Annotated in this window: 11 protein-coding genes; 6 read left to right on the top strand and 5 right to left on the bottom strand. The window is 34.6% G+C overall.

Going from position 1 to position 17835, the window contains the following annotated elements:
- Positions 1-127: 127 nt before the first annotated feature.
- Entirely contained in the window at positions 128-2479 is a 2352-nt protein-coding gene (locus HNQ90_RS08170) for an ATP-dependent helicase (RefSeq protein WP_144116011.1), read from the bottom strand.
- Between the two features lie 85 nt (positions 2480-2564).
- The gene (locus HNQ90_RS08165; RefSeq protein WP_144116012.1) at positions 2565-4124 is read right to left on the bottom strand and encodes a hypothetical protein; all 1560 of its coding nucleotides are present in this window, start codon (positions 4122-4124) and stop codon (positions 2565-2567) included.
- A gap of 109 nt (positions 4125-4233) precedes the next feature.
- Between HNQ90_RS08165 and HNQ90_RS08160 the strand changes: the two genes are divergently transcribed.
- Positions 4234-5790, top strand: coding sequence for an FMN-binding glutamate synthase family protein (locus tag HNQ90_RS08160; protein WP_144116013.1), 1557 nt, complete (start codon positions 4234-4236; stop codon positions 5788-5790).
- Positions 5791-6086: 296 nt separating this feature from the next.
- Complete coding sequence (locus tag HNQ90_RS08155) at positions 6087-6608, top strand: DUF7935 family protein (RefSeq protein ID WP_144116014.1); 522 nt, start codon at positions 6087-6089, stop codon at positions 6606-6608.
- Here the strand turns inward: HNQ90_RS08155 and HNQ90_RS08150 are convergent.
- Genes HNQ90_RS08150 through HNQ90_RS08140 form a run of 3 tightly spaced genes read right to left on the bottom strand, consistent with a single transcriptional unit; the run spans position 6594 to position 11293 of the window.
- Positions 6594-7520 carry a patatin-like phospholipase family protein gene (locus tag HNQ90_RS08150; RefSeq protein WP_144116015.1) on the bottom strand — a complete coding sequence of 309 codons (927 nt, stop codon included), beginning with the start codon at positions 7518-7520 and terminating at the stop codon, positions 6594-6596. The genes HNQ90_RS08155 and HNQ90_RS08150 overlap by 15 nt on opposite strands.
- Positions 7521-7561: 41 nt before the next feature.
- Complete coding sequence (locus HNQ90_RS08145) at positions 7562-9559, bottom strand: M1 family metallopeptidase (protein WP_144116016.1); 1998 nt, start codon at positions 9557-9559, stop codon at positions 7562-7564.
- A gap of 45 nt (positions 9560-9604) precedes the next feature.
- Positions 9605-11293, bottom strand: a complete 1689-nt coding sequence (locus tag HNQ90_RS08140; RefSeq protein ID WP_144116017.1) for a histidinol-phosphatase HisJ family protein — start codon at positions 11291-11293, stop codon at positions 9605-9607.
- A gap of 186 nt (positions 11294-11479) precedes the next feature.
- On the opposite strand from HNQ90_RS08140, the gene recG reads away from it, so the two are divergent.
- The 4 genes from recG (at position 11480) to HNQ90_RS08120 (ending at position 17829) form a co-directional block, all read left to right on the top strand.
- Positions 11480-13582: an ATP-dependent DNA helicase RecG gene (gene recG / locus HNQ90_RS08135; RefSeq protein ID WP_144116018.1), complete on the top strand. Its 2103-nt coding sequence runs from the start codon at positions 11480-11482 to the stop codon at positions 13580-13582.
- 281 nt (positions 13583-13863) lie between these two features.
- Positions 13864-14445, top strand: coding sequence for a MiaE family protein (locus HNQ90_RS08130; protein WP_092850508.1), 582 nt, complete (start codon positions 13864-13866; stop codon positions 14443-14445).
- An 82-nt stretch (positions 14446-14527) separates the two neighbouring features.
- Positions 14528-15538, top strand: coding sequence for an LLM class flavin-dependent oxidoreductase (locus tag HNQ90_RS08125; protein WP_144116019.1), 1011 nt, complete (start codon positions 14528-14530; stop codon positions 15536-15538).
- 122 nt (positions 15539-15660) lie between these two features.
- Positions 15661-17829 carry an endonuclease MutS2 gene (locus HNQ90_RS08120; RefSeq protein ID WP_144116020.1) on the top strand — a complete coding sequence of 723 codons (2169 nt, stop codon included), beginning with the start codon at positions 15661-15663 and terminating at the stop codon, positions 17827-17829.
- The last annotated feature ends 6 nt before the right edge of the window (positions 17830-17835 follow it).

The following is a 17835-nucleotide window of genomic DNA, read 5'->3' as shown; positions in this document are numbered from 1 at the left end:
ACCGTTGACCGAAGACGGTTGACCGAAGACGGTTGACCGAAGATCTAAAATTTCTGACTGTAAACTGCACACTTAAAACTGCCAACTACAAACTAAAGACTGAAAACTGTATACTGAAAACTAAACCCTATCCAATAATTTCCAGTTTTGCGAAACGCAACAACAACTTTTTAACACCTCCATGTTGGAAATTAATTTCAGCTTTAGTATCGGCGCCTACACCTTCAATTTTTTTAACTTCACCAACGCCAAAACGTAAATGTTTTACAAGGTTTCCTACTGTTAATTTACTGTCGAACAAGTTCGCTTCTCCCGCACTTTTAGCAACAGGCTTTAAGTTTTTAGGTGTTGTTACTTGGAATTTCTCAGGTTCTTTTTTAGCAGCATTAGCCTTTTTAAATACGGGCTTTTTAGCTGGTTTATATCTTATTTTATTTGGATTAGCCTTAATATTTGGTTCTGCATCTCCAAAAATATCGGCAGAAAGCATCGGGTTAAAACGGCGTTCTTCAATAGGCGTTACAATTTCTAAATACTGCTCATCGATTTCTGAAATAAAACGACTAGGTTCAGAATCTACTAATTTACCCCAACGGTATCTTGATAAGGCATAAGTTAAATACGCTTGTTTTTCGGCTCTTGTAACAGCTACATAAAAAAGACGGCGTTCTTCCTCTAATTCGGCACGCGTATTACCACTCATGGCACTAGGGAATAAATCTTCTTCTAAACCAACTACAAATACATTGGAGAATTCTAGTCCTTTTGCCAAGTGAATGGTCATTAAAGCCACGTGATCTGGATCACCTTTATCGCCATCAGCATCAGTGGCTAAAGCCACGTCTTCTAAAAACTCTGCTAAAGATCCTGTGGTATCGGCAATTTCTTTCTGGCCTTCCACAAAATCTTTCATACCATTTAAAAGCTCTTCAATATTTTCCATTTTAGCAACACCTTCTGGCGTGCCATCTTTATTGAATTCTTTAATGATTCCTGTGGTTCTGGTAACATGTTCTGCAAGCTCAAAAACATCAGCCGATTGATTAAGAACTTGAAAACTTTCTACCAGCGTTACAAAGTTTTTAAGCTTTGTTTTTGTTCCTGCATTAATGCTTACATTGGTTTTATCAATGTTTTTCATCACCTCGAATATGGTGCGCTTATAACCGTTAGCAGCAACAATAAGTTTATCTACCGTGGTTTGACCAATACCTCTAGCCGGAAAATTAATAACACGTTTTAAGGCTTCCTCATCGGCAGGATTTATAACTAACCTTAAATAAGCAACAACATCTTTAATTTCTTTACGCTGATAAAAGGAAGTGCCACCATAAATTCTATATGGAATATCACGCTTTCTTAAGGCATCCTCAATAGATCGCGATTGCGCATTGGTACGATATAAAATAGCGAAATCACTATTTTTTAATTGATTCTGCATTTTGCTTTCCCAAATGGTACTTGCCACATAACGTCCTTCGTCACTATCTGTTAAAGAACGGTTTACAATAATTTTACCGCCTTCATCATTAGCGGTCCAAACCACTTTATCGAGTTTGGTTTCATTTTTATCTATAATAGAATTTGCTGCGTTAACAATGTTTTTAGTAGAACGGTAATTTTGTTCTAATCGAAATACTTTTACATCGTCGTAGTCATTTTGGAAATTCAAAATATTATTAATGTTAGCTCCACGGAACGCATAAATACTTTGCGCATCATCACCTACCACACAGATATTCTGAAATTTATCTGATAAAGCTCTAACTATTAAATACTGCGAGTGGTTGGTATCTTGATACTCATCAACCAAAATGTATTTAAAGCGGTTTTGATATTTTGCTAAAACTTCCGGAAAACGCGTAAGCAACTCATTGGTTTTTAATAACAAATCATCAAAATCCATAGCACCCGCCTTAAAACAACGGTCTACATATTCCTTATAAATTTCACCCATTCGCGGACGTCTTGCCATAGCATCGGCCTCCTTTAATTCTGGATTTTGCATATAGGCACGAACCGTAATCAAACTATTTTTATAAGACGAAATTCTGCCTAATACTTGTTTGTATTTATAGATATCCTTATCCAAATTCATCTCCTTGATAATAGACGCTATTAAGCGTCCAGAATCTTGAGAGTCATAAATAGTAAAGTTACTTGGATAGCCTAGTTTATCGGCTTCAATTCTTAATATTTTAGCAAATATGGAGTGAAACGTTCCCATCCATAAATTCTTAGATTCGCTAGCACCAACAATGGTAGCAATACGTTCTTTCATTTCTTTTGCCGCCTTATTTGTAAATGTTAGCGACAAAATATTAAAAGGGTCTATGCCCTTACTCATCATATATGCTATACGAAATGTTAGCACTCTTGTTTTACCTGAACCTGCTCCAGCAATAACAATCATAGGGCCTTCTATTTGAATTGTAGGCTCTAATTGTGCTTCATTTAACTGGCTTAAATACTTTTCCAAATCATCATCAATTTAAGTCGTGAAATTAACCATTGTTACGCTTTTTTTACTTCAGAATTATTAATAATTATAAACAATTTTAATTCTATTCCTGCTTTTCACCATTTGCTGTTAATGCTTCTAAAAGTGCAGCTCTTAAACTAAGCCAAACAAAATTAAATACCGATTTAGTTTTATCTCTCTCAACAGGTTCCGATTTGCCATACCTAAAAATATCATTACCATCTCTACTATGTTTAGAAATAAAAACGTTTAACACAGCCGATAAAAGCTTGTTTTTTTCCTTTCCATTATCCTTTAATACAATAACATCAAAGTTTTTGTAACTCACTTTTAAGTCGGTTTGCGAGGTGCTCTCGGTACCATCAATGGTGAAATACATAGTGTTAAATTCGCCTTCAAACCTAACATTTAAGTTCGGTTCTATAAATTGATTTAAATCTTCGGCTTGCAGTTTACCAATTTCAGATTTAAAAACAAAGGCGTCATTTTGATTATTAACAGCAAAATCCCATTTTACCTTTAAAGGTGTGCTTTTCATAAACACAGCCTCTATATCCATTGCCGTTTTGTCGTTATAAGTATTACCAATGTTTTTAATGGTCGCATCTAACTCGCTAAAAGCAAGATCGCCACCTTTTGAGTCTGGTTTTACCTTTTCAATATAATTAATGGATGAGTTTCTAATTTTAAAAACATCTATACCAAGTTTAAATTTTAAATCGCGTAGCGCCTTACTGTACAAAGGTTTGTACGACATATCATCTAGTAATAATTTGTTTCTAAAAACATCAAAATCTGCATGATAAATTGTTGCTAACGGACTTTTAAAATGAAATAAAGTATCGCGCTCAAAACCAAATTTTGGCTGCGCTATGTCTAAAGAATCTATGCTCAACCTATAATGATCACGCTCAACATTGGTGTTTGCAGATAAAGCTTCTTTTGTGTATTTTGTATTCAAAGTAATTCCTCTAAATTTAGCTGCTTCAGGATTAAAAGTAAGCGTTTTTAACCTTAAATTTTCATAGGCGCTCATTGCATAAAATAAGGCTCCCGTTTTAACATCAAACCCATCATAAGTCAATTTTGGTTCGCTAGCATCCTTAACAACTAAAAGGTTTTTAATATGACATTGAATAGCCTCTGTTTTTAATAACAATGAATCATTTGAGGCCTTATACATCCTTAATTCGCCATCTTTTACCTGAATAGAGCCAATTTCTACGTCTTGCTTTAAATTAGATTTAAAGGAGTTGTTATATGATGATTTTTCAACCAAATCGTTATGAAAATAAGTAACCTGTGGTTTGCTTAAAACAATATCATCTACAGCAATTTTGTTATTTACCAAATACGACCAATAACTTACCCCAGAAACACTTAAATCTTGAAAATCAACTTTTAAATTTATGGAATCAGTTGTTTTACCATAAACCGTAACGGTAGACTCTTTTATATTTACGAATCCTGTTAAAATATTTAAGCTTACATCCTTATAATCTACCTTTATAGTATCAGAAAGGTTTTGTAAACCTGCTTTAAGTTCATTTTTTAATTTATAATTAACACCAAATAAAAGAGCTATTAGTAAAACTAAAACCCCTGCAAACCAGATTAATCGCTTTTTTAACTTAGAATTCATTTCATAAAGATATTCATTCAATATTTTTATACCATATTTTTAAATATCTTTATTGATTAAAATGTTAACTCATTTGGTTGACGGTTTATATATATCTTAAAAACTTAATATGGATTCAATACTCGATTTTTTGTCAAGCATAGCCTGGTGGGGCTGGCTTTTAATAGTATTATTAATTGTAGCTATTCGCGATATATTCTTTCAAAAGTCGCATACCATTAGTCATAACTTCCCTATTGTGGGCCATTTACGCTATTGGCTAGAAAGTATTGGTCCGGAAATGCGTCAATATTTTGTAGCTAATAACAGGGAGGAATTACCGTTTAATAGAATTGAACGTGGCTGGATATACGCCTCTGCAAAAAAAGAAAACAATTACGAAGGATTTGGTACCGATAGAGATATTTACGCACACCAGCATATTTTTATTAATAATGCGATGATGCCTTATAAATTACCAGAAAACCATCCTCACACTATTGATAATTCCTTCTTACCATGCGCTAAAGTAATGGGTGAATTTAATAAACGTAAACGCCCTTACAGACCAGCATCTGTAATTAATGTTTCTGCAATGAGTTTTGGATCCTTATCAGCAAAAGCTGTAGAATCCTTAAACAAAGGTGTAAAAATAGCCGGAGCATATCACAATACCGGCGAGGGCGGATTATCGCCTCACCACAGTCATGGTGGCGATGTGGTTTTTCATTTCGGTACAGGTTACTTTGGTGTTCGCGCAAAAGATGGTGATTTTTCAATGGAAAAAATGGTAAAACTTGTTAATGAGAATCCTTTTATCCGTGCCATTGAGGTTAAATTATCACAAGGTGCAAAACCAGGAAAAGGTGGCGTTTTACCAGGCGCCAAAATAACAGAAGAAATTGCAGCAATTAGAGGTGTTGAAGTTGGTAAAGATGTACTATCACCACCAAATCACAAAGCGTTCTCTAACGTTCCAGAAATGGTCGATTTTATAGAGCAAATTGCCGAAGCCACAGGTTTACCTGTAGGTATTAAAGCTGCTATTGGGAAATTAGACCAGTGGAAGGAGTTGGCAGACATCATGAAAGCAACAGGCAAAGGTCCCGATTTTATTACCGTAGATGGTGGCGAAGGTGGAACCGGAGCAGCACCACCAAGTTTTGCAGATCATGTTTCACTGCCATGGGTTTATGGCTTTAGTGATCTTTACAAACTATTTAAAGACAAAGGATTATCAGAGCGTATTGTATTTATTGGTAGCGGTAAACTAGGGTTTCCTGCTAAGGCCGCTATGGCTTTTGCTATGGGTGCAGATTGTTTAAACGTTGCCAGAGAAGCTATGATGAGCATAGGCTGTATTCAGGCTCAAATTTGCCATACCAATCGTTGTCCTGCAGGCATTGCCACGCAAAAAAAATGGACACAAAACGGTATTAATGTTCCTTTAAAATCCGAGCGTTTGGCACAGTATTTTAAAACTTTCAGGAAAGAATTTATCGAAATTACTCATGCTGCCGGCTACGAACACCCATGCCAGTTTAAAATGAGCGATATCGAAATAAATGTAGACGATCATAACCTTTCAAAACAACTTAGCCGCACCTACATGTACGAGAAAACACCTGTTCCTTTTCAAGGGGTTCAGCACCTAAAGGATTGCATGCATTTAGGAGGAGCAAAATAAGGTTTCAATTACAGTTTACAGGCTAACTTAAAACTATTAACCCCAAACCTACACTGTCTTTTCGCTTGTTTTTTTTGGGCGCAACCACAAGTGGTCGGGCTATACGCTACAAGTCCTCGCACCTCCTGCGTCGGGCTGTGGGCTATCCGCTACTATCCCTTGCGCAGACTAAAGTAGAAACTTATCGTTTTCAAAACAATCAAACGTTTTTAAACCAACAATACTCCCATTAGTTTTAAATAAATTTTGTCCAATAAACACAAACCACTTATGTTTGTAAATAATAAACTTTATTTATGGATACCAGCCGCATTATAGACCTCTTTTTATTTGCAATACCAACAGTAATTACCGGAATTATTGCCTTCTATTTTTTTAGAGAACACACTAAAAATGAAGATGGGCGTCGTCGTTATTTGTTAAAAAAAGACATGCAAATTAATGCTATGCCATTACGCTTACAAGCCTACGAGCGTATGGCGCTTTTTCTAGAACGCATCTCACCATCAAAATTACTAATTAGAATAACACCAATATCTTCAGATAAAGAGGATTACGAATCTTTACTTATACAAAGTATTGAGCAAGAATTCGAACATAATTTATCGCAACAAATTTACATTACCGATAAATGTTGGAGCATTGTAACCACATCAAAAAACGCTACAATACAACTTATTAGAAAAGCAAGCATGTCTGAAAAAACAGATTCCGCAAACAAACTTCGCGAAGTTGTTTTAACCGAAATGATGGAGCGACGCTCACCTAGCGATGCAGCATTAGCTTTTATTAAAGAAGAAGTATCAAGTTTGTGGTAAATCTTTTTCACGCAACTCGTTAGACTGCGCTTGCTCAAATTTATTTTTTGCGTAATAATACCCTTGTTGCCACCATTTGGTCATTAATTTTTTATTAAAAACCAACGAGTTTTCAGTAAGTTTAGAAGGCGTGTAATACAAGTTTAGTTTTACGTGCTTATTTTTAGCTGCTAACTTTCCAATTAAAATATCACTTCGCTCTACTTGGTCTAAAAGATGTCCAAAAAGATTCAGCATTAAAGAAAAAGGATTTTTACCCAACACCTTATTATAAGCCATACTTTCAGACTCCAAAATAATAGCATCAATTTCGGTAGCGCCTCTTAAAATAGCTTCTCGAATAGGAACAACACAGCCAAAAGCACCATCTGCATATTCAAAACCATCTTTTTTTACTAAAGACATAAACGGAATATAGTTACACGAAATCCAAATCCAATCGCAAAACTCATCGTAACTAAAATCTTTTATAGACTTATATTCCACAATGTTTTTAGATAGATTAGAGACCGTAACCACAACATCGTGCTTAGTCTCTTTTATAGCTTTAAACTCTTCGTAAGTAAAATTTCTTTTTAAGTAACGTCGTAATGCCTTACTCTCCCCAAAAGTTCGTTTTCTTTTAATAAACTGCCAGACAGAATTTAAAAAATCTATAGAAACATACTCCCTATCACCTTTTTTACGAATAACAAAAGGGCTTACACTAAAAATATTCTTTTGATTTACATTAGTAAATACCTTGTGGATTTTATCAATCTTACCTGCGGCCAAATGAGGAATAAGCAAACTACCAGTCGATGTTCCTAAAAACATATCGTAATCCCTACCTTCTTCCTTAATTAAATACTCGGCAACACCACCTGCGTATGCGCCTTTACTACCACCACCCGAAATTACTAATGCTTTCATTAAATTAAAATTGTATGTAAATATAAAAACTTAACATGTATTTAATTGGCTTTTAATAACTCTTTTGCATATTTCTGAAATCGCCAATTATGATGCTTAGTAGCTTCTTTTAAATGTTCTTTACAAACATCCTTACACGCTTGAATTTGATGCAAATACTGAAATGCATTTTGGCGCACCTCAAATCCGTACTGCGGGCTTGTATATCGTGTTAACTCATTAAAATACTCTCGTATGTTTTTATCTTCAAAGTCTGGAGACACTAACTGCAATGCCAACCAAAGCATTCTTACATTCTTATCGCTAAACCCTTGGATATCTTTAGTTTTTTCAAAATATTTTTGTCGCTCCTGCGGAAAGTTTTGCCACAGGTTAAATAACGCCGTTTCAATAGTAACGTAAGATTCATCATTAAGTAACGACTCGTATTCGATTTTTAATTCTGAAGGGATTTTAGATACATTACGAGCAATGGCTTGTCGCACTTTTAAACTATTTTTAAAATCTTCTTTTTTTATCTGATTGGGTATTTGAGTAATCACTTTTATTTTAGCTTCATCAGAAATTCCAGAGGTTAAATAGTCACTACATTTTGAGGTATACACTTCGCAATCAACCATTAAATACTCCTGCATATATGCTGATTTTTTCAAACTATTTAAAACTTCATCATAATTAAACGCTTTATTTTTCAACCATAATTCTACAAAATCAGTCAAATCTTCACCGCTTACCTCTTCAACTTCAGCTATAAAATTCTCAGTTTCAACATTTTTAAATGCGTACTTTTTTAAATAATTTTTAATGGCCGTTTTAAAAGCCTTGTCGCCCACTCGTTCCTTAAGTACATGCAATACCCAAGCCCCTTTTTTATAAAATGTTGTACTACTCGATTTCGGATCTAACAGGGAGGTGCTTCCGCCCGCTCTATCTTGGTCTAGCAACTCCTGTGCGTATTCATACAATTGCCAATAGTAATAGTTCTCTCCAAAAATATCGCGTTCGGCTAATAAGGCATAATACGTTGCAAAACCTTCTTGCAGCCAATGGTGTGTACCCGAAGTTTCGGTTACCAAATCGCCAAACCATTGGTGTGCCAACTCGTGTGCGTTTACATTAACATAGTTTTTATCTGTAAATGCCGTAGAATCAATTACAAAACTATCTGCAAATATTGTAGCACTTGTGTTTTCCATGCCTGCGTATAAAAAGTCTTTTACAGGTACTTGCTTGTAGTTTTGCCACGGATACGGCACGCCTATTTCAGCTTCAAGAAAATCGAACATCTGTTTTGTATAGCGATATGTTGGTTCGAATTTTAACGAATCTTCTGGATAATAATACATTTCTAACGGAATACCACTTTTGGAATATTCTACATTTTTACTGTATTTACCAATAACTAAAGCCACAAGATAACTGGACATGGGCTTTTCCATGTCGAACTCCCACAAATTATAAGTTGGTGTTTCTCTTTTAAAAATCATTTTTCCGTTTGAAATAACCTCGTAACCTTTTGGAGCCACGCAACTAATATCGAACTCAATTTTGTCATTCATATCGTCAATGGAAGGCAACCAATGGCTTGTGTACTTTCCTTGACCTTGTGTCCAAATTTGCTTCTTCTGGACAGTATTTCTGTTAATATCAGAATAACTCGAAGTAACAGCATCTTCATTATCCCAATCAATAAAATACATGGCTTTTTTAGGTGAAGTAAAAAACAGAAAATTAAGCGTGTACGTTTTTGAAGCCTTAAACCCATGGTAAATGATTAGCTTTTTACCATCGTTTTTAAATTTTACTTTGCTTTTGTTTAAGGCTACATTACTGAATTTCATGTTTATAGCATCCAAATACACCGAATCCGTCTGTTTTAAAACATCGAATTTAATCTCGTAAGAATTAAAAACAGTACTATCTACTTTCATTTGATTAAAAGCCAATACCGTTTTTACTTCTTTAAAATCTACATAATCCGTTTGTTGCGCATAAAGAAGGTTTGCACAACAGCATAAAAGGAATACTATATTTTTCATGATTTTAAAGATATCAAAGATTAGCCCAAAATCATAAAAACCATATTAAAAACTATGAAACTCAATTAAATTAGCTTCGTAATATTGATCGCCAAGTTTTGATAGTAGCGCTCTTATCACATCGCTATCGCCATCTACAGCAAGCGCTGAGTACCCAACATTATTTAGTTTACCTAAACGTAAATCAATAATATTTATTTTTTTAGATGCCAATGCAGATAATAGTATTAATAAAACCCCAGGCGCATTAATATGCTTCGTTAAAATAACTTTATCCCTTAGCGCTAAATTTAATTTTACACCATCCATTTCAAGTAAATACACGCCTTCGGTATAATAATTAGGCATTGCAGCATGTTCTTGATAGGTTAAGGATTTAAACAAACCACCATCGGTACCTTTTGTAAAATCGATAGCGTTTTGAACTTTTCCATTTTTATTATCTAAAGACAAAAATGCAACTGCAGTACCGTCGTTATTCGATTTTAAACGCGCTGTTTCCACATTAATACCTTCTGATGCCAGTGTATTAAATAATGAAGAGATTACACCAGGCTCGTCTAAATGCTCCGAAAACAACCCATTTACTATGGTTTGTGTGTTTTTAGGAATTTCGTTGGTAACTGTAATGGATTTACCATATTTTCGAATTCTAATAGCGTTATAATCGCCCATTCCTGTGGCACTTCTATAAATGTCTACAAACTCTGAAAACGAACCTCCAAACGAAAAATCTGGAATTATTCTTCGTTGTGTTTCATCTAAACGTTGATTTAACAACTCGATACCCTTATTTAAAACCGTGTATTTTACTTTTAATTCATGGTCGTCATAAATGGTACGATTCTCCGGGATAAGCTTGGAGTAACTTACATAACTCTCGTAACCTGCCTCTTGAATATACTCTAAACTCTCTTTATAATTTAAGCCATAATAACGCACATGATGCGTGTCTGTACCTACACAAACAGGGATTTGCAGTTCGTTGGCACGTCTCAATATACTTTGCACAGGATACACACCAACACCCTTAAATTTACCAGCCATATTAACGTCTAGCGATAAATTTCTATCGGCTATAAGCTCTAAAAGGGTTCTGAATCTATTAGCTAATGGGTGTGCACTGGTTTCAAAATTAACTAAAGCCTCTGGCATATCTACATTTAACTTTGGCAAATCGATATGACCAATAATTTGAATCATATCGCCAAAACACTCAATCATTTGGGTCATTTCATCAAAATAACCACCCCAATAAGCTTCCAGACTACCACGCATTTTTAATAACTCTTGAGCTTCTTCCTTAGACCCGTCATAAGGCAAACCTTCTGGTGCAAAATGCACAGAACCAATAACATAATCGGCGTCTTCGGCTTGAAAAATCTTAGAACGACTCCATTGCAAACCAATGTCTGGTCCCATCCACTCTAACTCAACACCATATTTTATGTTTATTTGTCCGTCGTATTTTTCACGAAGTCCTGCTATACGTTTTGGATAGTTTAAGTACGATTTATTACCACGAATAAACTTTACATTGGTATCCGTTTCTGCGATATAACGAAAACTTGTTAAACGCGGCGAGTGAATTATAAACGTAATACTTGGGTTTCCGGCTTCAATAGCTTTATCAACTATATCCTCTAATTTATCAATACCATGTTTTACGTGATCTTGCTCGGTTCCTGCATGAATACCGTGTGTTTCCCAAATAAATTCGTTGAGTTTTCTCATCAATCAATATGCGTTAAGTTGTTTTTTAAGAGCACCAAATTTAACTAATGAAATAGAATTACATACTATATTTCATATTTTTCAAGCATTTTTTAGAAAGAAAATAGTAATACTATTAAAAACATCACAAATTCATAAAGAAACTAAGTATTTAATAAGACTTATTTTTTAATTAATTTCGCATTTATGTCTGTAAACCTACAAACTCCAATAGATTATTTAAAAGGCGTTGGTCCAAATCGTGCCGATTTGCTACGTAAGGAGTTAGGTATTCACACCTATCAAGATTTAATTAACTTATTTCCAAATAGATACATAGACAGGACGCAGTATTACAAAATTAACCAACTACAACGCAACAATGCCGATGTACAGGTTATTGGAAAAATAACAAGCTTTAAGGAAGTTGCACAAAAGCGTGGTAAACGTTTAGTAGGTACGTTTCAAGACGATACCGGAACCATGGAACTGGTTTGGTTTCGTGGGCAAAAATGGCTTAAGGACAGCTTAATATTAAATAAAACCTATGTAGCCTTTGGAAAAACCAACTGGTTTAGTGGTAAATTTAATATGGCACATCCGGAGCTAGAATTGCTAGAAGACCATGAAAAAAATATGCGTTCGGCTATGCAACCTGTATATCCATCAACCGAAAAATTAAACAATAGAGGCATAACAAATCGCGTGATTAATAAAATCATGCAGCAATTATTTCTGGAAACCAAGGGGAGATTTACAGAAACACTTTCTGATAATTTACGTTCAGAATTAAAATTAATTAGTAAACAATCTGCTCTTTTTAATGTGCATTTCCCAAAGAATCAAGAGCTACTTTCAAGGGCACAATTCCGGCTTAAATTTGAAGAGTTATTTTATATTCAATTGCAATTAATTATTAAAAATTTAATTCATAAATCGAAAATAAAAGGCTTTCCATTTAATCAAGTTGGCACCTATTTTAATTCCTTTTTTAAAGACCATTTACCCTTCCAATTAACCAATGCCCAAAAACGTGTTTTAAAAGAAATTCGCGCAGATTTAGGCAGTAACGCACAAATGAATCGACTTTTACAGGGCGATGTAGGTTCTGGCAAGACCATTGTAGCCTTTATGTCAATGCTCATGGCGCTTGACAATGATTTTCAAGCTTGCTTAATGGCGCCGACTGAAATTTTGTCAGTCCAGCACTATAACGGATTACTTGAATGGTGTAACAAACTAAATATCAGCATAGAAATACTAACAGGCTCAACTAAAACTTCAAAACGAAAAATAATTCACGAATCGTTAGAAAATGGCGAATTACAAATTTTAATAGGCACACACGCCCTTCTAGAAGATAAAGTAAAATTCAAAAATTTGGGGCTCGCTATTATAGATGAGCAACATCGATTTGGCGTAAAACAACGCAGTAAATTATGGAAGAAAAACAAACTTCCACCGCACGTTTTGGTTATGACCGCAACACCAATTCCTAGAACATTAGCTATGTCGGTTTATGGCGATTTAGACATCTCGATTATTGATGAATTACCACCCGGAAGAAAGGCCATAAAAACGGTTCATAGATTTGATAAAAACCGATTAAATGTTTTTAAATTTATTCGAGATGAAATTGATAAAGGACGTCAAATTTATATTGTTTATCCTTTAATAAAGGAGAACGAAAAAATGGATTATAAAGATTTAATGGATGGCTATGAAAGTATATCTAGAGACTTCCCTATGCCAAAATATCAAACCTCTATTGTTCATGGAAAAATGAAACCTGCCGATAAAGATTATGAAATGCAACGCTTTATTAAGGGCGAAACACAAATTATGGTGGCTACAACGGTTATTGAGGTTGGTGTAAACGTGCCTAATGCATCTGTAATGATTATTGAAAGCGCCGAACGCTTTGGCTTATCGCAATTACACCAATTGCGCGGTCGTGTTGGTCGTGGTGCTGAACAGAGTTATTGTATTTTAATGACTAGCCATAAACTTAGTGCAAACAGTAAAACCAGATTAGAAACTATGGTTAGAACGAATGATGGTTTTGAAATTGCGGAAGTGGATTTAAGATTACGTGGCCCAGGCGATATAATGGGCACACAACAAAGTGGCGTTTTAAACCTTAAAATAGCCGACATTATTAAGGATAACTATATTTTACAGCTGGCAAGACACCATGCTAAATCGGTATTAAAAATAGACCCTTCGTTGGCGCTTCCTGAAAATCAAGTGTATTTAAACACATATAAGCAACTTAGTAAGTTTAAAAATATTTGGAATTATATTAGCTAGACGGAAGACTGATGACGGGAGACGGGAGACCAACTTGATTTGAATTTATTAACTTTATAACATTACGTAACTCGCATTAGGGATTGCAACGGCATCCTTTTTAAAGTTTTAAAGCAATGGACTTAGTAATTTCTAGATTTTAATAAATTACCACAAACCTCGTTTTATTGCAATAACCCTTTAAAAAGATATAGTGGAAAGCCCGACCTTTAGGGAATGCCCAAATAATTATTACGTATAATTTTAATGATTATACCTACTTTTACAAAAAACAAAAAAATATGCTTGGTTTAAAATTAGCAACAGACCCGCGTTGGGTAAACATTGTAGAATCGAATATTGAAGAAATACTTACCGATCATGCCTGGTGCGAGCAAAAAGCAGCTACCAATGCTATTACTATTATTACTAATAATAGCGAACATGAGGAACTTGTTACCGAGTTAATAAAATTGGCTCAAGAGGAGTTAGAACATTTTCAAATGGTTCATGACATTATAAAAAAACGTGGTTACGTACTAGGTAGAGAACGTAAAGACCACTATGTTAATGAGCTTTATAAGTTTATGAACAAAGGCGGAAACAGGCAACAAAGTATGGTAGATCGTCTTCTGTTTTCGGCAATGATTGAGGCGCGCAGTTGCGAACGTTTTAAACTGTTATCTAAACGTATAAAAGACCCAGAATTATCGAAGTTTTATCATGATTTAATGATTAGCGAAGCTGGACACTATACCACGTTTATAGGCTTTGCTAGACAATACGGAAAGGGCATTGATGTTGATAAACGCTGGCAAGAACTTATTGAGTTTGAAGGCCAAGTGATTCAGAAATATGGAAAATCTGAAACCATACACGGTTAATCATCAATTTTATTATTTCTAGAAAAAAATCATCGCTATTCTTTTTAACGATTAAAGCTCGCATTTCATTTACTACAATTGCATGAAACAAACCGCATATTCCATTTTAGATCTTGTTATTGTTTCTGAAGGGAAAACATACCAACAAACTTTAAAGGCCAGCATTGAATTAGCAAAAAAAGCTGAATCCTTTGGTTACAAACGCGTTTGGTACGCAGAGCACCATAATATGGCAGGCATTGCTAGTAATGCGCCTCAAATTATTATTAGCCAAGTAGCGCAGAAAACTAAAACACTACGCGTTGGATCTGGCGGTATAATGCTACCAAACCACTCCCCTTTTATTATAACCGAGCAATTTGGAACTCTAGGAACTTTATTCCCTAATAGAATAGATTTAGGATTGGGAAGAGCTCCGGGTACCGACCAAGAAACGGCGCATGCCATTCGTCCTAATTTTTTGAAGGCTACACATTCGTTTCCTCAAGATATTGAACAGATTCAGAATTATTTTTCGGCAGAAAACAGCATATCCAAAGTTAGAGTGCCCATTGCCGAAGGTGTACCTGTGCCTATTTATATTTTAGGCTCTAGTACAGACAGTGCACATTTAGCAGCTAAAAAAGGCTTGCCCTACGCCTTTGCAAGCCATTTTGCAACCGCACATTTACATAATGCTATAACGATTTATAGAAATGAATTTAAACCTTCTGAGTCACTTGAAACACCTTACGTAATAGCGGGAATTAATGTTTTTATTGCAGATACTGACGAAGAAGCCGAAACTATGGCAACCTCCTTTTTTAAAATGATAATCGCTCTATTAACAAGTACTAAACGCGAACATTTAGAAAAACCTATGGAAATGACAGCAGAATTAAGAGAAACCATGAAACATCCTGCTGTTAAACAAATGACTAAATACACCTTTATAGGTAGTAAAAGTACTGTAAAGCAGGACATTCAAGACTTTTTAAACGAAACACAAGTAGACGAACTTATTGCGGTTACTAATACGTACGATGCTAATAGTAGAATTAAATCGTATCGTTATTTTGCTGAAATAATGAAGGAATTAAATTCTGAATCATAATTATCAAAGTCGACGCTAAATAAACAATCTATTTATCAAATTAAGGTTTCAACCAGAAGTGCGCCACTAAATGCTTCAAAAAAGCTATTTTTACACCAACAAAACGAGTTACATATTTAGGAATGATTCACATTCACGAAAAAACATTACAAGATTTAGAATTTCAAACGGTTTTACAGCAAGTTAGCGAACTTTGTATTACACCTCTTGGGCACGAAAAAGCATTGGAAATTTTGCCTTTTAAAACCAAAGAAGAGTTACAAATAGCCTTAAGTTTAACCAATGAATACGTATCGTCATTTTATAACGATAACCGCATACCAAACCATGGTTTCGATACCATTACCAAAGAAATTAAGTTACTTAATATAGAAAACACATTTCTAGAAGTACATGGCTTAAAAAAAATCGTGGCCATGTCTATTACGGTAAATGAAATTGTAGTTTTCTTAAAAAAGTTTGCAGAGTACTACCCTAATTTAAATGCCTTCGCTTCGCATATTGAGGTAACCAAAATTCTAATAGAAAAAGTAGATGGTATTGTAGATCGTTTTGGAGATATAAAAGACAACGCTTCCAGCTTACTTTTCGATTTAAGACAATCTATAAATAACATAAAAGGTAAAATAAACGCTAGTTTTACTAGTGCTTTAAACACCTATCATGCTTTAGAGTATTTAGATGACATTAGAGAATCTGTTGTAGATAACAAGCGCGTACTAGCTGTAAAAGCGATGTATAGACGTAAAGTTAAAGGCTCCATAATGGGAGGCAGTAAAACAGGAAGTATTGTTTACATAGAACCAGAAACCACCTTAAGATACAGCAGAGAACTTAATAATTTAGAGTATGAAGAATCAGAAGAAGTTGTTCGTATTTTAAAAGAAGTCACCGATTTTATTCGTCCGTTTTTACCATTATTAAAAGACTACCAGAACTTCTTGATTGATATAGATGTTATTTCCGCGAAAGCGAAATACGCCAAATCTATGAATGGTATTCTTCCTGAATTTTCGGAAGAGAGAAGTCTGTTTTTACGAGATGCATACCACCCACTACTCTATTTAAACAATTTAGAGAAGAAAGAAAAAACATTTCCACAGACTATAGAATTAAAAAATGACAGCCGAATAATTGTTATTTCTGGTCCCAATGCCGGCGGAAAGAGTATTACATTAAAAACCGTGGGGTTACTGCAAGTTATGCTACAAAGTGGGATGCTTATTCCGGTACATGAGCGCAGTAAAGTCTGTTTGTTTGATAGAATTTTAAGTGATATTGGTGACAACCAATCTATTGAAAACCATTTAAGTACCTATAGTTACCGATTAAAACAAATGAATTACTTTTTAAGAAAGTGTAATAAAAATACACTCTTTTTAATTGATGAATTTGGAACAGGAAGTGATCCTGAACTTGGTGGTGCTTTGGCCGAAACGTTTTTGGAGGAGTTTTACCACCGTGAAGCTTACGGCATTATTACCACACATTACTCCAACTTAAAAATATTAGCTAATGAATTGCCATTTATGCTTAATGCTAATATGCTTTTTGATGAACGTAGTTTAGAACCGCTTTTTAAATTGGTTATCGGTCAAGCCGGAAGTAGTTTTACATTTGAAGTTGCACAAAAAAACGGTATTCCGTATAGTTTAATAAATCGTGCTAAAAAGAAAATTGAGCGCAGCAAAGTACGTTTTGATGCTACTATTGCTAAATTACAAAAAGAACGTTCTAAACTTGAGAAAACAGGGCAATCGCTAAAACAAAACGAGAAAAAGAAGCTTGAAGAAGCCGATAAACTTGAAGAAATTAATAACAAGATTCAGAAAAAACTAGAAAGCTATCAAGAGTTATACGATAGCAACCAGCGCTTAATTTACTTAGGACAAAAAGTAAATGATATTGCTGAAAAATATTTCACCAATAAGCAGAAAAAGGCCTTAATGGACGAGCTTTTTAAAGTCGTACAGATTGAAAACTCGAAACGTAAAAAAGTTACAGCCAAACAAAAGAAAGCTATAAAAGCTAAAGAAAACCAAGTAAAACAAGAAGCAGAAAAGAAAGTTGAAGTTATTAGGAAAAAGAAAAAAATAGCAAAACAACAAGCTATTGAAGCGCCTAAACCAAAAGCCATTATTCGTATTGGAGACCGTGTAAGAATGGAAGATGGTCGCGCCATTGGTACTATTGATAAAATAGAAAAAAACAAAGCCGTTGTTAATTACGGGATGTTTACAACCAATGTTAGCCTAGATCAATTGGAACTTGTTGAAGCTGTTAAAAAGTAAGCCTTT

Origin of the sequence: Algibacter amylolyticus (assembly GCF_014202225.1) — a bacterium.
Lineage (GTDB): Bacteria > Bacteroidota > Bacteroidia > Flavobacteriales > Flavobacteriaceae > Algibacter_B > Algibacter_B amylolyticus.
This window is presented reverse-complemented; position numbering and strand designations above follow the sequence as displayed.